Genomic DNA, 18,146 nt, shown 5'->3' with positions numbered 1-18,146 from the left:
ACGGCGGATGATGTGGGGTCAGGTGTCGGGACGATCGGGTCGAAGACTCCGTGGGAGGCGCAGGGGGAGATGGAAGCCTCTGCTGGCGGCGCCGCTGGTCGGGGTGTTGCTCGCCGTGAGCGGGTGCACCTCGGATGATGGGGAAGATCCCGGCGTTGAGGATGTCGCTGCCGCATCCACTGTGGATCCGAACATTCTTGTCGAGGTTCCGGTGACCACGGAGGATGGTCGGATGCTGCAGCCCGCCGGGCATGTCGGCATCTGGTTCGAGACTGAGCCGAGTGATCCGCTTGACCGCCTGGTGTGGAAGTCCCAGCAGTTCGTAGGGCAGCCGCTGGAGCTGGAGCCGTTGGGTGATGCTGCGCGGACCCCGGAGAGTGTTGATCTTCCGAATGTGTGTGTTCCAGAGGTCTTTGACCGGTTGGAGACGCTAGGGATGGAGAAGGGGGCTGCCCCGGATATTGGTCTTGACTATGTGGTCTGTGCGATTTCTGGGTCGCATTCCGATTCGTCAGCTCGTCATGTCGGGTTCTTGTGGGGGGCTGCTTCAGGGGCCGGTCCTCTCCTGGGGGACGACGGTGTTATTTCACAGGATGATTCCGGAATTAATGTCTTAGATGATGGGGGATACTCGGTTGAAGCTGGGTGTATCGCTTTTGGCGGTTCCGCGTTGGAGGGTCCAACGATATTCTCCTATTCGAGAGAGTTGGATCCGTACATGGAATGCGATGGCCCCATTCGTGGTCAGCAGTTAATCTTGAATTCTATTGGAGGGCACTATGTTTAAATTCGATGTTGAAAGTGTTAATCAAGCTCTTTTTGAGGTTAAGAATGCTGGACATCCGTTGGCTTACGGAAATCTGGAAGTATTCAGGGCAACTACTTTCACGACATCGCCAGCTCTTGGTGCTGTCGCAGCTCAGTACACCTCGTACATTGGGGACCATCCAGGATCCCTGGCAGTTGCGACTCGCGCGATGCTGGAGAATGTGAATTTCCTCCATGAGTCGATGCTTCGGCTGACTGAGGCAGTCGAAGCACAGGAAGCCGGGGCCTCGGAGGCTTTCTTCAATGACCCTGCTGTCGCCGGAATGAAGGCTCGCCAGCTCGAGCAGGGGACGCTCATTCTGCCGACGCGCAAGGATGTGCCGATCCTGGACCTCGCCTACACGCCCCCGGTCGCCGCTATCGAGGCGGGAACCGAGATCAAGACGCTGCTGGCGATGTTCACCGGTGAGGACAGCTCGATCATCATGGCGTCGGACGCCTGGATTCGCGGGGGGAAGAGGCTGGCCACGGCTGCGAAGACCCTCCAGAGCGCATCGGCGACCCTGGCCGCGAACACGGAGGGCGAAGCCTTCGTGACTATGCAGACCACTATCGGCGAGGTCGTCGCCCAGGGCACCATCATCGCCGCTAACGCCACGGCCATGGGGACCTCCATGCTGCAGTTGCCGGAAATTCGAGCGACAGCGCACGCGACACTGACCGCCATGGTCGCCGAGGCGGAGACCAGGAAAACTGCGGCCACGGTTGCGGCTGCTGCTACCCCGGGTGGTGCCGCTGCCGCAGCGGTGACGATGGCCACGGTTGAAGCCGAGACTCAGGCCGAGGTCGCAGCCTTCGTGTCCTCCTACCTGCAGCCGGCGCTGGACATCGCCAGGCCGACGGTCAGCAATCTCGGTGTGGAAGTCGTCGGACACAACGGAGGAGGAACACTCACCACCGGGACAACCGGCACCCAGGCGATGGGCGATGTCGCCACCCAGGTATCGGGTGGAGCACAGGCTGCCGGTCAGACCTTGGCGACTCAGCAGGCGACGCAGGTGGCCCAACAGGCTGGTCAGGTGGCGAACACGACGACTGCAGCTACGCCTGCTGCGCCGTTGGGCAGGGCCTCGACAGCTCCCGTCGGTGGTACAGCCCCAGCCGGTGGTGCACCGATGGGAACGGCGACGCAGCGCAGCGCTGCAACTGCTCCGGCCGGTGGCGTCCAGACTGCCGGTGGCGGAACCTCCGCAGCATCCCCGCTGACAGGGCAGAACAGGACCGTCAGTTCCCCGACCATGGCGGGCACCGGAACCCGGACTGGCACCGGGACGGTGGCTCAGCCGCTGCTGCCACGATCATTGTCGATGGGCGGCTCAGGCGGAACCGGTGGGCAGGGAAGAGTAGGCGGTATGGGTGGATCAGGTGGACCCGGCGCCGGCGGACCTGGCACGACAGGTCGCACGGGTGTCCCGGGAGCAGGCATCCCCGGTGGAGCCATAGGAGGTGTCCCCGCCGGTGGTGCGGCCCGTGGTGGCGCCGGCGGCATGCACGGCATGGGCATGGGACCCGGCATGGCAGGAGCGGGAGGCGGCGCTGGTGCCGGTGGAAAGCAGGGCGCGGCGTCCTCCACGCCCTTCGCCGCAGGGGACGGGAAGAAGAAGTCCAAGCGCGACATGATCAAGGACTACTTCCGGCGCCAGTTCATGGGGGAGGAGCCGCAGACCGTCCGCACCGTCATCCGGTAGACGGCTAGAAGGAGCCGTCGATGTCGCTGACCACGACGACCTTCTGGTTCACGAACTCCTTGATGCCCAGGTCGATGAGCTCGTGGCCGTAGCCGGAGTGCTTCACACCGCCGAAGGGAACGTCGGCCTTCACACCGGTCGGCTGGTTGATGAAGACCATGCCGGTCTCGATACGGCGGGCGACCTTGCGGGCACGCTCGATGTCGGTGGAGAACACCGAACCGCCGAGGCCGAACGGCGTGTCATTGGCGATGCGTACGGCGTCCTCCTCGTCCTTGGCCCGGTAGAGCTGCGTGACCGGACCGAAGAACTCGGTCTGCGACGTCGCGGAGCCCTCCGGGATATCGGTCACCAGCAACGGGCGGGCGAACGCCCCCTGCTCCGGGACTTCAGCACCGATCGCCTCGACGGTCGCACCCTCGGCCTTCGCCTTCTCGACCTGCACCGCGAGATCATCGGCAGCCTGCTGGGACGACAGCGGTGCCAGCGTAGTGGAGGGATCCATCGGATCACCGGCGACCAGCTCGGCGACATGACGGCGGTACTCGGTCAGGAACCGGTCGTACACTGCATCGACGACAATCAGCCGCTTGGAGGAGACACAAACCTGACCGGCATTCCAGTGCCGGCCGAACGCGGCCCACTTCGCGGCCTTCTCGACCTCCGCGTCCTCCAGGACGACGAAAGCGTCCGCACCGCCGAGCTCCAGGGTCGACTTCTTCAGGTTCTTCGCGGCGGCCGACGCAATGGCGGCGCCGGCACCCTCGGAACCCGTGAGAGCCACACCGCGGACACGCGAATCGGCGAGGATCCGGTCGGTGGCGTCATGACCGGCGAAGACATTGGTCAGCAGGTTCTCCGGGGCACCGGCCTGGCGGTACAGCTCAACCATGCGTAGCGCGGACTGCGGCACATTCGACGCGTGCTTGAGCACGATGGTGTTGCCGGCGAGGAACTGGGGAGCGCTGATGCGGATGACCTGGTAGTAGGGGAAGTTCCAGGGCTCCACGGCGTAGAGGACACCCAGCGGGTCATTGACCAGGGCGACATCCTGATCGCCGAATCCCTCGGCCCGGAGGTACCGCGGGGCCAGCGCCTCGGCACCGTGGTTCGCGTAGTACTCCAGGATGCCCGCCGAGAGTTCTACCTCGGCCTCCGCCTCACCGATGAGCTTGCCCATCTCGAGAGTCAGGGTCTCGGCATAGTCGCGCTTGTTCGCCCGCAGGATCTCCGCAGCCTTGGCGAGGACCGCGGCGCGCTCCTCGACCGGGGTCTGCGACCAGGTGCGGAACGTGGCATCGGCGCCGGTGACCGCCTGGTCGATCTCCTCGGCGGTGGCGGTCGGGAAGGTCTTGACGACCTCTCCGGTGTAAGGGTTGGTGGTTGCGTACGCCATGGTGGTGGTCCTTTCGTACGGTAGGTGGTTCGCTGTTCACTTCCCGAGTTTAGGTCCACCTCAGGCGGTTTCGGCAGGGTGATGTTGCACACAGGCGTGCCGACCATGACTGAGCTCTGCTGACTGTTGCCGACCGTCGCTGACCGTGACCCCCGGTCACCCCCGGGACCTACTCCACCGTAAACGTCACCGTCTCGGTGTACTCGGCACCGTAGCGGTCCGTCGCCGTGGCCTCGGCGGTGTGCTCGCCCGGGGTCAGGTCGGCCGGGACCGCGGTCCGCCACAGGTGCGGGCTGGACTGCGCCACATTGCCCGTGGTCGACAGGTTCTCGGTCGCGGAGATCGGATCGGTGAATTCCCAGCCCTTGTTCTCGCCCTCGCCGGTGGCAGGCTGGGTGATCTCGGCGTCCACGGCATTCCCACCGTCGAAGGAGACAGACACCGTCGCCTCGGTGGAACCACCGAAGAAGCTCGAGGTCAGGAAGGACTTGCCGTCCTTCAGATCTTCAGTAGACACCGTCAGCGGATCAATCGAGGCCGGCTCATCGCCCGCCTTGTCGTCGTCCTGCCACGCCTGGGCCTTCTCGGCCCACTCACGCCAGGTCGGCGAGTTGATGCCGATGAGCTGCTGGTGTGCCTGGTCGGCACCACGCACCGTGTAGTACCCGCCGTAGGTTCCCGGCTCGTCGCCGGAGAAGGTCAGCGTGTACACGCCAGGCTCCGCGGCCTCGGAGGTGTAGGCGTAGGGCACACCGTTCTTGTTGAGCCCGCCGGAGTACCAGTCACCGGAGACCGCACCGGCGACGATCTGATCGTTCGGCAGCTCGGACAACCCGGCGTCCTTCCACTCCTGACGCTGCTCGCCGGCGAGCAGGTGCTCGAGGGTGTGGGTGTGGCCGCCGACGGTCACCAGGTTCGGGTGCGAGGAGACCGCGTCGTAGAAATCAAGAGCGTCATCGGTGATGAGCTCCTTGTAGTTCACGATCGGTGCGTGGGAGTAGACCACCACCTGTGCATTCTCGTCGACCTGGGCGAGGTCGTTCTTCAGCCAGGTCAGCTGCTCCTCGCCGACCTTCTCCAGATAGCCGTTCTTCGAGCCGTCCGGGTTCGCGCCCTTGTACTCGATGTTGTCGAGGGCGATGAAGTGCGTGTCGCCGACGTTGTAGGAGTAGTGCGTCGCGCCGAAGTCCTGCCGGTAGGTGTCGGTGGCGTGGGAGTCGTCCGCGGCGTCGTAGTCCATGTCGTGGTTGCCGGGCAACGCGCGCACCGGGCCGTTCATGCCCGCGTACAGCGAGCGGAGATCCGGGTTCAGTGACAGGTCGTCGCCGACATTGTCGCCCAGCAGCATGACGCCGCAGCCGGCGTAGTCATTGCGCTCGGCGAGGTCGGCGGGGCCACCCTTGGCGGCGTACCCGACCTCCTCCTTGTCGTAGGTCTGGGTGTCCGCGGCGACCGGGCAGGACTGGTCCTTGGCTGCCGTAGCCTCGGACTTCGCCATGGGGAAGTTCACCGCGGCCGGCACGTCGCCGGTCGGTTCCAGGCCACCGAACTTCAGGTCGGTGGAGCCCTCCGGCAGGTGGTTGTAGCTGAACTGGGCGAAATTGTCGGCGTCGACCGGCACCTGCCAGCCGGCCGGCTGGGTGACCGACAGGGTGAGGTTGTCACCGGCGGGCAGCTCGTAGCGTCCCTCATCGTCGGTGGTGACGACGTCGACCCCGTTGCTCACGGGGACGCCGGCGATCGGCTCTTCGCCGTCGTCGAGGGTGGAGTTGCGGTTGGTGTCGTCGAAGACCCGGCCGGTGAAGGTGGACTGGTCCTCGGCCGGATCGTCGGAGACCTCGACCCGGCCTTCGTAGAGGCCGTCGTTGGTGGAGGGGCCACCGGGTCCAGTGTCGGAGGAGCCGGGAAGGGAACCGGGGAGAGAGCCGGTGATTGACCCGGCCGAGCCTGCTGAGCCGGCGGGCGAGGAGCCGGGCAGGTCGTCGGCGACGGCGGTGGCTGTGGTGGAGGCGGCAGACGCGGTGAGCGCTGTGAGGATGGCGAGGGACGCAGCGGTGAGGTGCCGGCGTGAGGATGACGAGGAAGTCATGCGAGAGGTCATGGGAGAGTAAGCCCCTGAGAGGTTGGGAGAGTGGATGATGCGGTGGTTGTCCGCACCTCACGGGAGCTTAGGGACGCCGGGTCACGAGGCAGTGGCGTTGATGTGGCAGCCCGGTGGTGGGGGAGTGAACAGGTGGTGGCGTGGGCGAACCCCCGGATACGACGACACCGCCCGCCATCCGTGGAGGATGACGGGCGGTGAAGAGTGCCACCGGCGCACGAGGCGCCGCAGAGGCCGACTTACTTGGCGGTGAGCTTGTTCAGCTCGGCAGCCAGACCGGACTTCTTGTTGGCGGCGTTGTTCTTGTGGATGACGTGCTTGGTGGCGGCCTTGTCGTAGAGACGGGAGGCGACGCGCAGCTGAGCGGCGGCACCCTCGGCGTCGCCGGCGGCGACCAGGGCGTGGAACTTGCGGGTCTCGGTGCGCAGGCGGGAACGGACAGCCTGGTTACGCTGACGGGCGAGCTCGTTGGTGAGGACGCGCTTCTTCTGCTGCTTGATGTTGGCCATGGGGAATACCTCTTCCTGAACGGTGAATCTGGCGATACTTCTGATCGTTCGCCACTTTCGTGCGGGTCAGCCGCAGACACGGTCTCTGACATCCGGCCCAAGGTCCTGCCGGATGCGGTGAATGCGCCACGCACGGTCGCGGGTCAACCTGACACACCCTACACGCGTGCAGCGCAGTGCCCCAATTCACGCCTCACACTCACGCCTCATCGAAGCCCCGGGACGTCCTGCCCGTCGGCGGTGCGGCCACCGGAGGACGCATCCTCCCACCCAGCAGCTCCTCGATCTGCACCGCAGCCTGGAGTACCGGCACCCAGCGCATGTCCTTGAGCACCCGCCCCGGCGACCCGAGTTCCCCATCGGACGCCAGGAAGGGGATCAGCCCTGCCCGGGCCGCACCGACGGCCCCGGCCAGCATCGCCTGCCGGGCCTCCATGTCGGTGAAGCTGCGCGAGGTGGCGCGCAGCAGCGGACCCGGGGTCTCTGACGACTTCGCACGGGATTCCGGCGCGATCCACCAGTGGGACGTCGCCGGCGCCTCAGGCACCAGGGACTCCTTGTTCGTCCACGGCGCCCCGCCCGACCACACCTGCGGGGCGTAGCCGAGGAAGATGTAGCCGAGGATCTCGCCCAGCACAGCGAGCCGCTCGGCGTCGGTCAGCCCCTCATGCAGTCGCACCTGGTACCAGGCCTTCTCCGGGGTCAGCGGGGACTGCGGTGCCAGGCCCGGCTGCCCGCCCCTGATGCGGCAGGTGAAGGCGCCGGACCGGTCGGCGGTGCGTCCTGACCCGTAGTAGTCGACCGAGATGCCGATAGCTGCGACCCTCTTGACCGCCGTCGCCCAGGCTGCTGCAGCATCCGGAATGGAGACCGGCTCGCGCTCGCGCCACGGGTACTCCCGGTTGCCGTCGACCTCGCGGAAGAGGTCGGTATCGACCACGTAGTTCACCTCGCCACCGTCGGTCCCGGGCAGGGTGATCAGTGCATCCTTCTCCTCGGTACGCAGTCCGTTGGAGTAGGCCTCGATCTCCGGGATGAGCATGGAGGTCCTCGAGGTGGTGGGGGCGTCCTTCCGGTAGCGCTCGCGGTAGCGACGGTAGATCTGCAGTGTCGCCTCGACCGCGTCGGACAGGGAGTGGTCGCGCTGCCGCACCGCGAAATCGAGCAGAATCGGCACCGTCCGGTTGCGGTCGAAGGCGTTGCGCAGTCCCCAGATCTCCAGCTCGAACGCCTCGAAAGGGGTGAAGGTCCTGGTGGTCTCAGTCATGAAAGTATTCTCCTTTCACTGACGAGTGTGCCACGGATCACCACACCCCCGAGCTACCCCTGCGCCACGAGCCGACCAGATGCGTGTCGACGATGCCCACGGCCTCCATCAGAGCGAACATCGTCGTCGGCCCGACGAAGGCGAAACCGCGCTTCTTCAGCGCCTTCGCCAGTGCCACGGACTCCGCCGAGGTCGTCGGGATCTCCCCGATACTCTCCGGCTCCGGCGTGCGTTCCGGCGCGAAGGACCAGATGAAGGACGCCAGGTCCCGGTCTTCCGTGTTCCCGTTGCTCCGCATGGCCACCGTGGCCCGGGCATTATTCAGTGTCGCGAGGACCTTGCGACGGTTGCGCACGATGCCGGCGTCCGCCATGAGACGTTCCACGTCCACGTCGGTGAAGGCGGCGACCGCGTCCGGATCGAAGTCGGCGAAGGCGGCGCGGAACGCCGGACGTTTACGCAGGATCGTCGCCCAGCTCAGCCCGGACTGGAAGGCCTCCAGGCTCAGCCGCTCGAACATGCCCTGTTCGGTGCGGACCGGCATGCCCCATTCGGTGTCGTAGTAGTCGCGAAGCAGCGGGTCGGACGCGGCCCATGCCGGACGCGCCAGCCCGTCGTCGCCGGTGATGAGTCCTGAGTCGCTCATGAGTCCATTCCTGTCACGCGCATGGTGATGTTCAGCCGGCCGGTGATGCCGCACTCGTCCGGCGCGGTGCCGTCGAGGACCCTGGGGACGCCGTGGAAGTTCCACCGTGCGGGGCCACCGAAGACGAAGGTATCTCCGGAACGCAGCTCGACATCGGTGTACGGCTTCGTGCGGGTCTCGGCGTTGCCGAAGCGGAAGCGGCAGGTGTCGCCGATCGACAGCGAGACGACCGGGGCGGGGGAGGACTCGTCGGCGTCGCGGTGCATGCCCATTGTCGCGCCCGGGCCGTAGTGGTTCGCCAGCAGGCTGTCGGGTGTGTACGTCGGATCGCCGGTGACCATCCGGCCGACCTTCACCGCCCAGTCCGGCATCGGCAGGATGCGGGCGTTGTTGACGTCGACGGCATTCCGGGAGAACCCGTTGCCGGCCCAGTGCCAGCCCAGGGAGAGCATCTCCACGCTCATCTGCCCGGAGCCGTAGCGGGGGCGCCGCGGCGGGACCGGACCGTTGCGCCACTGCCGGTACTGGCGGACGATCCACTGCTGCTGGTCCATGGTCAGCCAGTCAGGCAGGAACCGTGCCCCGGACGGCAGGTCGACCGGTTCGCGGGGTGGTTCGGGCATGTCGAACAGTCCGTGCTGGTCGGGTTCTGACGGCACAGCAGCCACTCAGGACCAGCCGTGCTCGGTGCGCAGTGCGCCGGCGATGCGGTCGTAGCGTCGTTCCGGCATGGAGACGCCGCGACGCTGGATCCGGGCCTCGGGGATCTCCACCACGCGGTCGATGCGGACCCAGCACTTGTTGCCCCTGGGGTCCCAGAGTCCGGTGCCGATGGGGATCCAGTTGTCGTCGGTACGGTGTTCCGGGTTCGAGCTGATGAGCATGCCGAGCAGGGTGTGCTCGTTGCGTCCGATGATGAGGCAGGCGCGCATCTCGGGGGCAACGTCCTTGGCGCGGACGACGCCGTACCAGACGACCTCGCCGGGATCGACCTGTCCGTCCATGTCGGGGGCGTAGATCACCGGGCGGGCCAGGGTGCCGGTGGGCACGGTGACGGTGACCGAGCGGTCCTCGCGCTCGACGGTCGGGCCGTTGGACAGTCCGAGGTTCGCGTGCAGCTCATCGATGCCGCGGTCGAGGTGGCCGCGGTGGTGGAAGTGGCGCTCGATGAAATGCCGGGCCCTGCGGACGGGATTGCTGTGGGTGCGGGCGGGCTCCGTCATGGGGACCATGGTAGCCCTACCTTGGTTCGGTTGCCGCTTCGTCGCCACGGGCCCGGAGTGCTACCCGTCGTTGTCTCGTCGGGTCTGTGACCGCAGGTCCTCGAAGTCGCCCTGGGTGGCCTCGAGACCGGTGACCGGGGCGTCCTTCAGCAGCGTGCCGTCGGCGGAGACGACCGCACCTCCGTGGTGCTGCGCCTTCTCGGATGCAGCCTCGTCGATGTGGGTTGCGACCTCGTCGACCTTCTCGCGCAGACCGTGGTGGTGGGCCTCTGCCGGGATGCGCATGACAGCACCGTCGGACTCGCGGATCTCCAGGCCGTGGGCGGCGAGGACCTTCTTCTGTTCGACCGCCCCGTGGCGTCCGGCGGCCTTCTGGGCGTCCTGGAACATGGTGGTGCGTCCGCGCAGGATGCGGCGGATGAGCCTGCGCTCGCGGAAGGGCTTGCCGACCAGCGACAGCAGGACGCCGGCGAGGATGTAGCAGGCGATCAGGATCCAGCCGTGGGTGTAGCCGGGGCCGACGCCGTAGACGAGTTTCTTGAGCATCTCGGTGATGCCGTTGCCGACGACGCCGCGGGAGATCCATTCGAAGAACCGGGGCATCATCCAGATCGGCAGTGCGCCACCGGAGGCTGGCATCGACAGGAAGATGCACATGAGCATCGCGGGCACGGCGACGAAGCGTCCGACGAAGTAGGAGACTCCGTTGACGGCTGCGCCGATGGCGAAAGCCCAGATGAAGCCGAGGCCCCACAGCGCCCAGAAGTGACCGGTGATCGCACCGAGGATCGGGTCGACGAGCAGGGCGGAGAGGAAGCTCAGCAGGACCGCGGTGCAGGCGATGATGAAGAAGCGGACGCGCCGGCCCAGTGGACCACCCATGAGTCCGACGAACATGGCGGCGAGGTAGCCGGAGATGCACCAGGCGATCATGAGGTACATGGGCGTCATGCCGATGTCGTGGGCGGGCAGGGGAGCGAGGTCGTCGACGGTCGGGGTCTCGTCCTGTTCGAGGGCGGGCAGTACCGGGGTGACGATCTTCGGGATGATGTTCGCTGCCTGGGCCTGAAGGGCGGAGGCGGTGATGAGCGTGTGGGAGTCCACGTCATAGGCGGCGGCGAGGTCGCCGTCGCTGACCTGCCGGGTAGCGGTGGCGTAGTCGGGGAGGTTCTCGAACGCGATCGCGCCGGGCTCGCCCCGGTCGGCGGCGGCCTGGAGGGTCCGGGTCTCCTCGACGGTGCCGACGACGCCGATGGGGGCGTCGCGCGGGGCGGCGTGCTGGAAGGGGGCGACGTAGCAGAGAATGAACATGATGAGCATGAACACGGGCATCCACAGCTGGGAGAGCACCATCTGGACATTGGGGTGCTGTGCGCCGTACCAGCGTCGGTACGCCGACTTCTTCGGAGGCATTGCGTAGACGAGGTGGTCGGTGTGCTGGTCGGCGGAGGACGCCTCGCTGTGTTCAGAGTGTTCAGTTGTATCCATAACGGGATTATCTTAACTGACAGTTGGGGTGCGGGCAGTGTGAGGGTGATCGGGGCTGTGGCGGCGGCGTGGTGTCGTCGGGCAGGGGGCGCGGGGCCACTTGGTAGGCTCGACCCGATATCCACCTGCCCGGCACCCCGGGCCAGGGCAGCGCATCACCAGGAGGACCCCCATGGCGCCGAAGCAGCAGAATTACGCCCTCGACACGTTCACGGAGCCGAGTCGTATCCGCAACTTCTGCATCATCGCCCACATCGACCACGGCAAGTCCACCCTGGCGGACCGCATACTGCAGCTCTCCGGCGTCATCGACGACCGTGACATGCGCGATCAGTACCTGGACAACATGGACATCGAGCGCGAACGCGGCATCACCATCAAGGCGCAGAACGTGCGCCTGCCGTGGATCCCGCGCTCCGGGGCGAACAAGGGCGAGGAGCTGGTGATGCACCTCATCGACACCCCCGGCCACGTGGACTTCACCTACGAGGTCTCGCGCGCCCTGGAGGCGTGTGAGGGTGCGATCCTGCTGGTGGACGCCGCGCAGGGCATCGAGGCGCAGACCCTGGCGAACCTCTATCTGGCGATGGAGAAAGACCTGGAGATCATCCCGGTCCTCAACAAGATCGACCTGCCGGCGGCGGATCCGGAGAAGTACTCCCTGGAGATCGCGAACATCATCGGCTGTGAGCCGGAGGAGGTGCTGCGTATCTCGGCGAAGACCGGTGAGGGCATCCCGGAGATGCTGGACAAGGTCTGTGAGCTGGTGCCGTCCCCGACCGGTGATGAGGATGCGCCGGCCCGCGCGCTGATCTTCGACTCGGTCTACGACATCTTCCGTGGTGTGGTGACCTATATCCGTATGGTCGACGGCACGCTGGAGCCGCGCCAGAAGATCACGATGATGTCCTCGGGCTCGACGCATGAGGCGTTGGAGATCGGTGTGGTCTCCCCGCAGCCGACGAAGTCGAAGGGCCTCGGCGTGGGGGAGGTGGGCTACATCATCACGGGTGTGAAGGATGTGCGCCTGTCGAAGGTGGGCGACACGGTGACGTGGGCGAACAAGGGGGCGACGGAGCCGTTGAAGGGCTACTCGGAGCCGACACCGATGGTCTACTCGGGCCTGTTCCCGGTCTCGGCCGACCAGTACCCGGATCTGCGTGAGGCGATCGAGAAGCTGCAGCTCAATGATGCTTCGCTGACCTTCGAGCCGGAGACGTCCACTGCGCTGGGCTTCGGTTTCCGTTGTGGCTTCCTGGGGCTGCTACACATGGAGATCACCAGGACGCGTCTGGAGCGCGAGTTCGACCTGGACCTGATTTCGACCGCGCCGAGCGTGGTCTACAAGGTGGTCGCGGAGAACGGCGAGGAGCTGTTCGTGCAGAACCCGTCGGACTGGCCGGAGGGGAAGATCAAGGAGGTCTACGAGCCGATGGTGGACATGACCATCATCGTGCCGGAGGAGTTCCTGGGTGGGGTGATGACTCTGTGCCAGGAGAAGCGCGGCCAGATGAAGAACATGGACTTCCTGTCGACGGACCGTGTGGAGCTGCGCTACTACATGCCGATGGGTGAGATCATCTTCGACTTCTTCGACATGCTGAAGTCGAAGACGAAGGGCTATGCGTCGCTGAACTACGAGGAGAACGGCGAGCAGCTGGCGGATCTGGTGAAGGTCGACATCCTGCTGCAGGGGGAGCCGGTGGACGCCTTCGCTGCGATCGTGCACCGGGAGAATGCCCTGCATTACGGCAATAAGATGACGAAGAAGCTCAAGGAGCTGATCCCCCGTCAGCAGTTCGAGGTGCCGGTGCAGGCGGCCATCGGGTCGAAGATCATCTCCCGCACAAATATCCGCGCTTTGCGTAAGGATGTCCTCAGTAAGTGCTATGGTGGCGACATCTCCCGCAAGAAGAAGCTGCTGGAGAAGCAGAAGGAAGGCAAGAAGCGCATGAAGTCCATTGGGTCGGTGTCTGTGCCGCAGGAGGCGTTTGTTGCTGCTTTGTCGACTGATGAGGGCTAAAAGTAGAAAACTTCCGCCGTATCCCTAAACTAGAAGTTACCTCTCTGGGGTGCTTCGGACGATCATTTCTGCCATCCTGTCAATAATTTGAGAGCACTCTTCCCGAATTACATTTTCCCCTCGGTCTACCGAGGCGGAAACTCGGTCGGCGACAACGGATTTGGCCTTAGCGACTGTTTTCTCGGCATCTGGCACTCCACAATCTTCGAGAATTCTCTGGAGTCGTTCGCTCCAAGCTTGAGTCTGGCCATTTGCGAGAGTGGACTTCTGTTTCTCGTTGAGCGAGAATCCAATGACGGATTCGACACTTTCCATGTAGATGGAGTCTTTGAAGAGATCCTCCAATTCTGAATACTTGCTGTTCGGTCTCGCAATTGAGACCACGGAAGTATTGTTGATCTTGCCGGACTCAAGGAGTTTCTTGACGTCGCTCTTTCCTGCACTGTCTCCGTCTACGATCGCGATGGGTTTTGCTAGTATGGCATTGGCAGCAGCCACAAGGGTTGATATTTTACTTCCGGAACCAGCTGCCATGAAAGTGATTCTACCAGATTTAATGAGTTCCCGGACTCGTGGTTCCTTCAGACCCAGAATCTTTGGTAGTGTTAAGTAGTCCAGTTTTCCTTCAAGTATTATCATGACCTCAGCACTAGTGAGAGAATCCGATACTTCTACTCCGAGTATTTTTCTTAGATCTTCAATGTTTCGAGCTGGATGTGCGGTGCGATCGCTCACGATCACGTTCTGACCAATACTATTTCTATTCACTAGTGACTGACTGTGGGTGGTAACCATAACCTGATGGTCCTCGGAAATCCCCGATAGGACTGATCTGAGTTCATGGATGGCTCCAGGATGAAGGTGCGATTCTGGCTCTTCGACTGCAATGATAAGTTGTCTATCGGGGTGATTTCTTGAGCGGGTCCACTCGAGCGTAAGGGCTAGGGCGACCAAGCTCTGAATACCATCACCTTTAGATGTTAGCGAAGTCAAAGAACCGTCATCTATCGAGATATCCTCAATTTCCCAGGAACTTGCTACGGACTTGGTCTTTAAGTCAACCGCCAGTGTACCTGGAACGAATCTATCTAGAGTGCGCTTTAGGATTTCCTCAACATCAGAATCTATCGAATCATGGTAGGACTGAATCTTTTCGAGAAGTTGATTATATTCTTCGTCTTCTTGGAGCTTCCGTCGTCTTGATGTGAGAATCTCTTGCGCTATGTCGATCGCAGTCAAATTTGTTCGAATTGCTGGAATATACAGCATTGAAATGTGCTTGTCCACAAAGCGTGCGATTGCCCTTGATTTGAGATCGTGATTTCCCTTACCTTGCTTGGGTACTTCGAGTTTGACTTTCATTTCACCCAGGGTTATTTTGATGGGAAGGTTGTCGTTGATGGAGATACCTGTGGAAGATTTAAATTCGTCCCGCTCGGAGGCACTTAGAGCAAAATCAAGCTGTATGATTGTACTGGTCTGAGCCCCTTTTCTCTGTCGTGCAAACACTGGAAAATCTCTATCCCAATAATACTCTATGTCTGCACCATGACTATGTGAGGGAATACCTCGACGTGATACTGAGAGCACGTAAGAGATTGGGGGTTCTCGAAGGGCGCTCCGACCCGGTGCTATACGACTCCATCCCCGGATGATTGCCATTCCCAATGCCGTTGCTCTAAGCAGGTTAGACTTGCCTTGATTATTGGGTCCAATGAGGACCGAGAAATTCCCCACATCGAAACTTGCCTGCCGATCGATACTTCTATACTTTCTTACAGATACTTTGCGTAGTTTCAAAACACGATTCCCTTCAGTGAGATTCCGATTTGTCATTTTTCCTGTAGTTGATGAATTGCTATTAATAACTGCAAGTTCGCCACTTGCGTTCTTGTGTGCTTGTATTTATTTCCTAATGGGTTCTGCTGCTTTGTGAAGTAGAGCGGCTCGTCGAATGGCGGTCGTCGGGGCAAAGGGTATTCTATAGTAGTGACTGTGCTGAGAGATAGTCTAGTGGAACATTTTCTTGGGAACAGTGTAAGGGTAAAGATTTCTCGAATGGGGGTGATGGAAGGTGAACCCTCACAACCGCGTCGTTTCCTGTCCGTCGCGGCCGACCTCGTGGATGCGGTGCCGACAGAGTTGGAGGCGCAGCCATTCCTCGACCGGCGGGAACCGGCGTCCCCGCCGTCAGATGAGGTCCACGTTCATCTCCCAGTCGGTGAACGGGTACGCGCCCAGCTGCAGCTCCACGAGCTCTCCGGTGGCGATCCCCTTGAGAATGAGCTGGCGAGGGACCGTCGCCCACCCCACGCCGGACTTCATCAACTCGATGAGCGCCTGGTAGCTGTCGGAATGCCAGGTCTGCGTCGACTGCAGGTACTCACTGGTCGGCAATGCTCGAGAGTACGAGGCGTAGGCGAGATGCCGGACGTCACGGATGTCGTCGAAGCTGGGGCTACGGACAGTAGCCAGCGGATGGTCGCGGTGCACCACATGCGTCATGAACAGCCTACCGAGCTGACGGAACGCCAGATCCTCCGGGTAGTCCGGCAGGGCAAAGGCGACCCCCAGCAGTGTCTCGTCATCCAGCACGCTGGAACGCACGTCACCGTTCGCTGGATTCCGGATGGTCAGGTCGACGAAGGGGAACTCGTCGGCGAACCGGGTGAGTACAGGGGAGAGCTGACGGTGGGGATCCCCACCGCCAGGGTGATGTTCGTCGGCTGGCCCTGGAAGAGGGAGTCCCCGAGCCGCTCGTAGGCGTGTCCGCGGTCATAGAGGGCCTTGGCCTCCTGGAGCAGCGTCTCGTCTTCCGCGGTGAGAACCGGGAAACGCGAGGATCGGTCGAACAGCTCTGTGTCCAGCGCGATCTCCAGGTTCGCGATGGATGTGCTCACCGTGGACTGACTGCGTCCCATTGCCCGGGCGGCCCTGGAGAAGGAGCCGTGCCGGGGGCGAGGACGAAGGCCTCGACCTGTTCCAGAGTGAGTCGCACAGCAGCACCGTACGTCCTCCGGCCGCACACCGCAGCGCGAAACAGGGGAGGGGAGCTGCACAGCGATGTATCGGAATGAACGATGGACACTCACTGTGCACATCGTCCGGATCGCCATACTTTCTGCGTCCATGTCCTCCACAACTCCACCCTCCACCCGCCCCGACAGGCTGAATCCGCCGGAGGTCGACGAGGTCCTCCCGTGGCGCTCCATGCTCAGTCTCGGGCTCCAGCTTGTCCTCGTCATCTACGCCGGCATTGTCGCCGTGCCCCTCATCCTCGGTTCCGCCCTCGGCCTCGACAACTCCGAGGTCATCATCCTGATCAACTGCAACCTCATCATCGGCGGTCTCGTCACCGTCCTGCAGACCACCGACATCTGGCGGTTCGGATCCCGGCTCCCGCTGATCCAGGGGGCGTCCTTCATCGCCCTGGCACCGATGCTGCTCATCGGCGAGGACTACGGGATCCGTTACATCTTGGGTCCGTCATCGCCGCCGGTGTGCTTGGTGTGATCCTTGCGCCGTTCTTCTCGCGCCTGCTGCGGTTCTTCCCGCGGGTCGTCATCGGCTGCCTCATCACCATCGTCGGCATCTCCCTTATGCCGACCGCCGCCGGCTGGTTCGGTGGCGGTGAGAATGCAGACGACTTCGGCGCCACGAAATACCTCATCCTCGTCACGGTGACTGTCCTGGTCACGGTTATCGGCTATGTCATGTTCACCGGACTGCTGGCCAGTCTCTCGGTGCTCATCGGCATGGTCGTCGGCACTGTCGTAGCTCTGTGCATGGGACTGACCGACTTCTCCGGTGTCGCGGACGCGGACTGGATCGGAATCTCCGCCCCGCTGCACTTCGGCAGTTCGCAGTTCAGCCTGTCGCCGGTCCTCGTGATGACGCTCGCCCTCATCGTCATCATGGCCGAGACCACCGGCAACAGCCTCGCCATCGGCCGGATGATCAAGGCCCCGATCACCCAGCGTCGGCTCTCGGACACCTTCCGTGGTGAGGGATTCGCCGCGGTCGTCAGCGGGTTCTTCAACGGATTCCCACTCAACGCCTTCAGCCAGAACACCGGCCTGATCGCCATGACGAAGGTCCGCAGCCGTTTCGTGGTCACTGTCGCCGGCGTCATCATGGTGCTCATGGGCCTGGTACCGAAACTCGGGGCGGTCATCGCCGCCATCCCGCCGTCCGTGCTGGGCGGTAGTGCGATCATCATGTTCGGCGTGACCTCCGCCGCCGGTATCCAGGAACTCGCCCGGGTGAAGTTCGAGGGGACGAACAACGCGCTGATCGTGGCGGTATCCCTTTCCGTGGGCGTGCTGCCGATGGCGTCCCCGGAACTCTTCGGACACTTTTCCGGCACTGCCCGTCTGGTGCTGGACAGCGGCATCTTCCTCTGCGCGATCTGTGCGGTGGTCCTCAATCTCATCCTCAACCGAAAGAACACCGACAATGACTGACAACCTCACCGACAACGCCGGACTCACCGAGACTGACCTGGGATTCCTGCGCCGGGCCATCGAACTCTCCGAGGAGTCGAAGCAGCGGGGGCGCCACCCGTTCGCCGCCCTCGTGGTGGACGCCGACGGCGTCGTCCTCTCGGCGAAGGGCAACAACTCGATGCCCCCGGAGGGCGATCCCACCCAGCATGCCGAGCTCACTGCGGCCGCTGAGGCTGCGACGAAGCGGATGCTGGAGGAACTCGCCGGAGCGACGCTCTACACCAGTGCCGAGCCGTGCGTGATGTGCACCGGTGCGGTGTACTGGACCGGCATCGGCCGGATCGTCTACGCACTGTCGGAGAAGAAGCTGGCGACTCTGACCGGTGATGACCCCGAGAACCCGACCTTCGATCTGCCCTGCCGCGAGGTCGCGGCGCGGGGGCAGCGCGTCATCGAGATCCACGGTCCGGCGTTGGAGGACGAGGCTGCGGCGCCGCACCTCGGGTTCTGGCGGCCGACGGAGGGGTAGGGG

General features: G+C 63.5%; 17 protein-coding genes. 6 read left to right on the top strand and 11 right to left on the bottom strand.

The annotated features are described in order from the left end of the window. Nucleotides 1-232: 232 nt before the first annotated feature. Both CVA01_RS08130 and CVA01_RS08125 read left to right on the top strand, forming a co-directional pair. Entirely contained in the window at nt 233-787 is a 555-nt protein-coding gene (locus tag CVA01_RS08130; protein ID WP_141329942.1) for a hypothetical protein, read from the top strand. A 202-nt stretch (nt 788-989) separates the two neighbouring features. Continuing rightward, nucleotides 990-2,516, top strand: coding sequence for a hypothetical protein (locus tag CVA01_RS08125; RefSeq protein ID WP_141329940.1), 1,527 nt, complete (start codon nt 990-992; stop codon nt 2,514-2,516). 4 nt (nt 2,517-2,520) lie between these two features. On the opposite strand, the gene CVA01_RS08120 is transcribed toward CVA01_RS08125, so the two are convergent. From CVA01_RS08120 to CVA01_RS08085, 8 genes are all read right to left on the bottom strand, one after another. Beyond that, on the bottom strand, nt 2,521-3,912 hold the full coding sequence (locus CVA01_RS08120) for an NAD-dependent succinate-semialdehyde dehydrogenase (RefSeq protein WP_141329938.1): 1,392 nt from the start codon (nt 3,910-3,912) through the stop codon (nt 2,521-2,523). A 169-nt stretch (nt 3,913-4,081) separates the two neighbouring features. Then, a complete protein-coding gene (locus CVA01_RS08115; protein ID WP_244938210.1) occupies nt 4,082-6,001 on the bottom strand; it encodes a calcineurin-like phosphoesterase C-terminal domain-containing protein in 1,920 nt (639 codons plus the stop codon). Between the two features lie 251 nt (nt 6,002-6,252). After that, the gene (rpsT, locus tag CVA01_RS08110) at nt 6,253-6,522 is read right to left on the bottom strand and encodes a 30S ribosomal protein S20 (RefSeq protein ID WP_141329934.1); all 270 of its coding nucleotides are present in this window, start codon (nt 6,520-6,522) and stop codon (nt 6,253-6,255) included. A gap of 199 nt (nt 6,523-6,721) precedes the next feature. Continuing rightward, the gene (locus CVA01_RS08105) at nt 6,722-7,789 is read right to left on the bottom strand and encodes a hypothetical protein (protein WP_141329932.1); all 1,068 of its coding nucleotides are present in this window, start codon (nt 7,787-7,789) and stop codon (nt 6,722-6,724) included. Between the two features lie 37 nt (nt 7,790-7,826). Further along, nucleotides 7,827-8,435, bottom strand: coding sequence for a DNA-3-methyladenine glycosylase I (locus CVA01_RS08100; RefSeq protein ID WP_141329930.1), 609 nt, complete (start codon nt 8,433-8,435; stop codon nt 7,827-7,829). Then, complete coding sequence (locus CVA01_RS08095) at nt 8,432-9,058, bottom strand: alpha-ketoglutarate-dependent dioxygenase AlkB family protein (protein WP_170209731.1); 627 nt, start codon at nt 9,056-9,058, stop codon at nt 8,432-8,434. The genes CVA01_RS08100 and CVA01_RS08095 overlap by 4 nt, the downstream gene beginning before the upstream one ends. 45 nt (nt 9,059-9,103) lie before the next feature. Next, the gene (locus CVA01_RS08090; protein ID WP_244938209.1) at nt 9,104-9,658 is read right to left on the bottom strand and encodes a type II toxin-antitoxin system PemK/MazF family toxin; all 555 of its coding nucleotides are present in this window, start codon (nt 9,656-9,658) and stop codon (nt 9,104-9,106) included. A gap of 60 nt (nt 9,659-9,718) precedes the next feature. After that, a complete protein-coding gene (locus tag CVA01_RS08085) occupies nt 9,719-11,146 on the bottom strand; it encodes an ABC transporter permease (RefSeq protein WP_141329924.1) in 1,428 nt (475 codons plus the stop codon). Nucleotides 11,147-11,318: 172 nt separating this feature from the next. Between CVA01_RS08085 and lepA the strand changes: the two genes are divergently transcribed. Further along, entirely contained in the window at nt 11,319-13,169 is a 1,851-nt protein-coding gene (gene lepA, locus CVA01_RS08080; RefSeq protein ID WP_014009508.1) for a translation elongation factor 4, read from the top strand. 36 nt (nt 13,170-13,205) lie between these two features. Here the strand turns inward: lepA and CVA01_RS08075 are convergent, their stop codons facing one another. The 3 genes from CVA01_RS08075 to CVA01_RS15465 form a co-directional block, all read right to left on the bottom strand. Beyond that, entirely contained in the window at nt 13,206-15,005 is a 1,800-nt protein-coding gene (locus tag CVA01_RS08075) for an ATP-dependent nuclease (protein WP_141329922.1), read from the bottom strand. 354 nt (nt 15,006-15,359) lie between these two features. Further along, complete coding sequence (locus tag CVA01_RS15085; RefSeq protein ID WP_244938219.1) at nt 15,360-15,800, bottom strand: LysR substrate-binding domain-containing protein; 441 nt, start codon at nt 15,798-15,800, stop codon at nt 15,360-15,362. A 2-nt stretch (nt 15,801-15,802) separates the two neighbouring features. After that, nucleotides 15,803-16,270: a LysR family transcriptional regulator gene (locus CVA01_RS15465; protein ID WP_280528070.1), complete on the bottom strand. Its 468-nt coding sequence runs from the start codon at nt 16,268-16,270 to the stop codon at nt 15,803-15,805. Between the two features lie 28 nt (nt 16,271-16,298). On the opposite strand from CVA01_RS15465, the gene CVA01_RS15460 reads away from it, so the two are divergent. Genes CVA01_RS15460 through CVA01_RS08060 form a run of 3 tightly spaced genes read left to right on the top strand, consistent with a single transcriptional unit; the run spans nt 16,299 to nt 18,143 of the window. Further along, nucleotides 16,299-16,682 carry a solute carrier family 23 protein gene (locus tag CVA01_RS15460; protein WP_218024564.1) on the top strand — a complete coding sequence of 128 codons (384 nt, stop codon included), beginning with the start codon at nt 16,299-16,301 and terminating at the stop codon, nt 16,680-16,682. Then, complete coding sequence (locus CVA01_RS08065) at nt 16,679-17,632, top strand: solute carrier family 23 protein (RefSeq protein WP_218024563.1); 954 nt, start codon at nt 16,679-16,681, stop codon at nt 17,630-17,632. The genes CVA01_RS15460 and CVA01_RS08065 overlap by 4 nt, the downstream gene beginning before the upstream one ends. Further along, the gene (locus tag CVA01_RS08060; RefSeq protein WP_141329920.1) at nt 17,625-18,143 is read left to right on the top strand and encodes a nucleoside deaminase; all 519 of its coding nucleotides are present in this window, start codon (nt 17,625-17,627) and stop codon (nt 18,141-18,143) included. The genes CVA01_RS08065 and CVA01_RS08060 overlap by 8 nt, the downstream gene beginning before the upstream one ends. Nucleotides 18,144-18,146: the final 3 nt, after the last annotated feature.

It is taken from the genome of Corynebacterium variabile (assembly GCF_006539825.1).
In the GTDB taxonomy this organism is placed as follows: domain Bacteria; phylum Actinomycetota; class Actinomycetes; order Mycobacteriales; family Mycobacteriaceae; genus Corynebacterium; species Corynebacterium variabile.
Note: the sequence above shows the minus strand (reverse complement) of the source record. Positions and strands in the feature narration are given on the sequence as shown.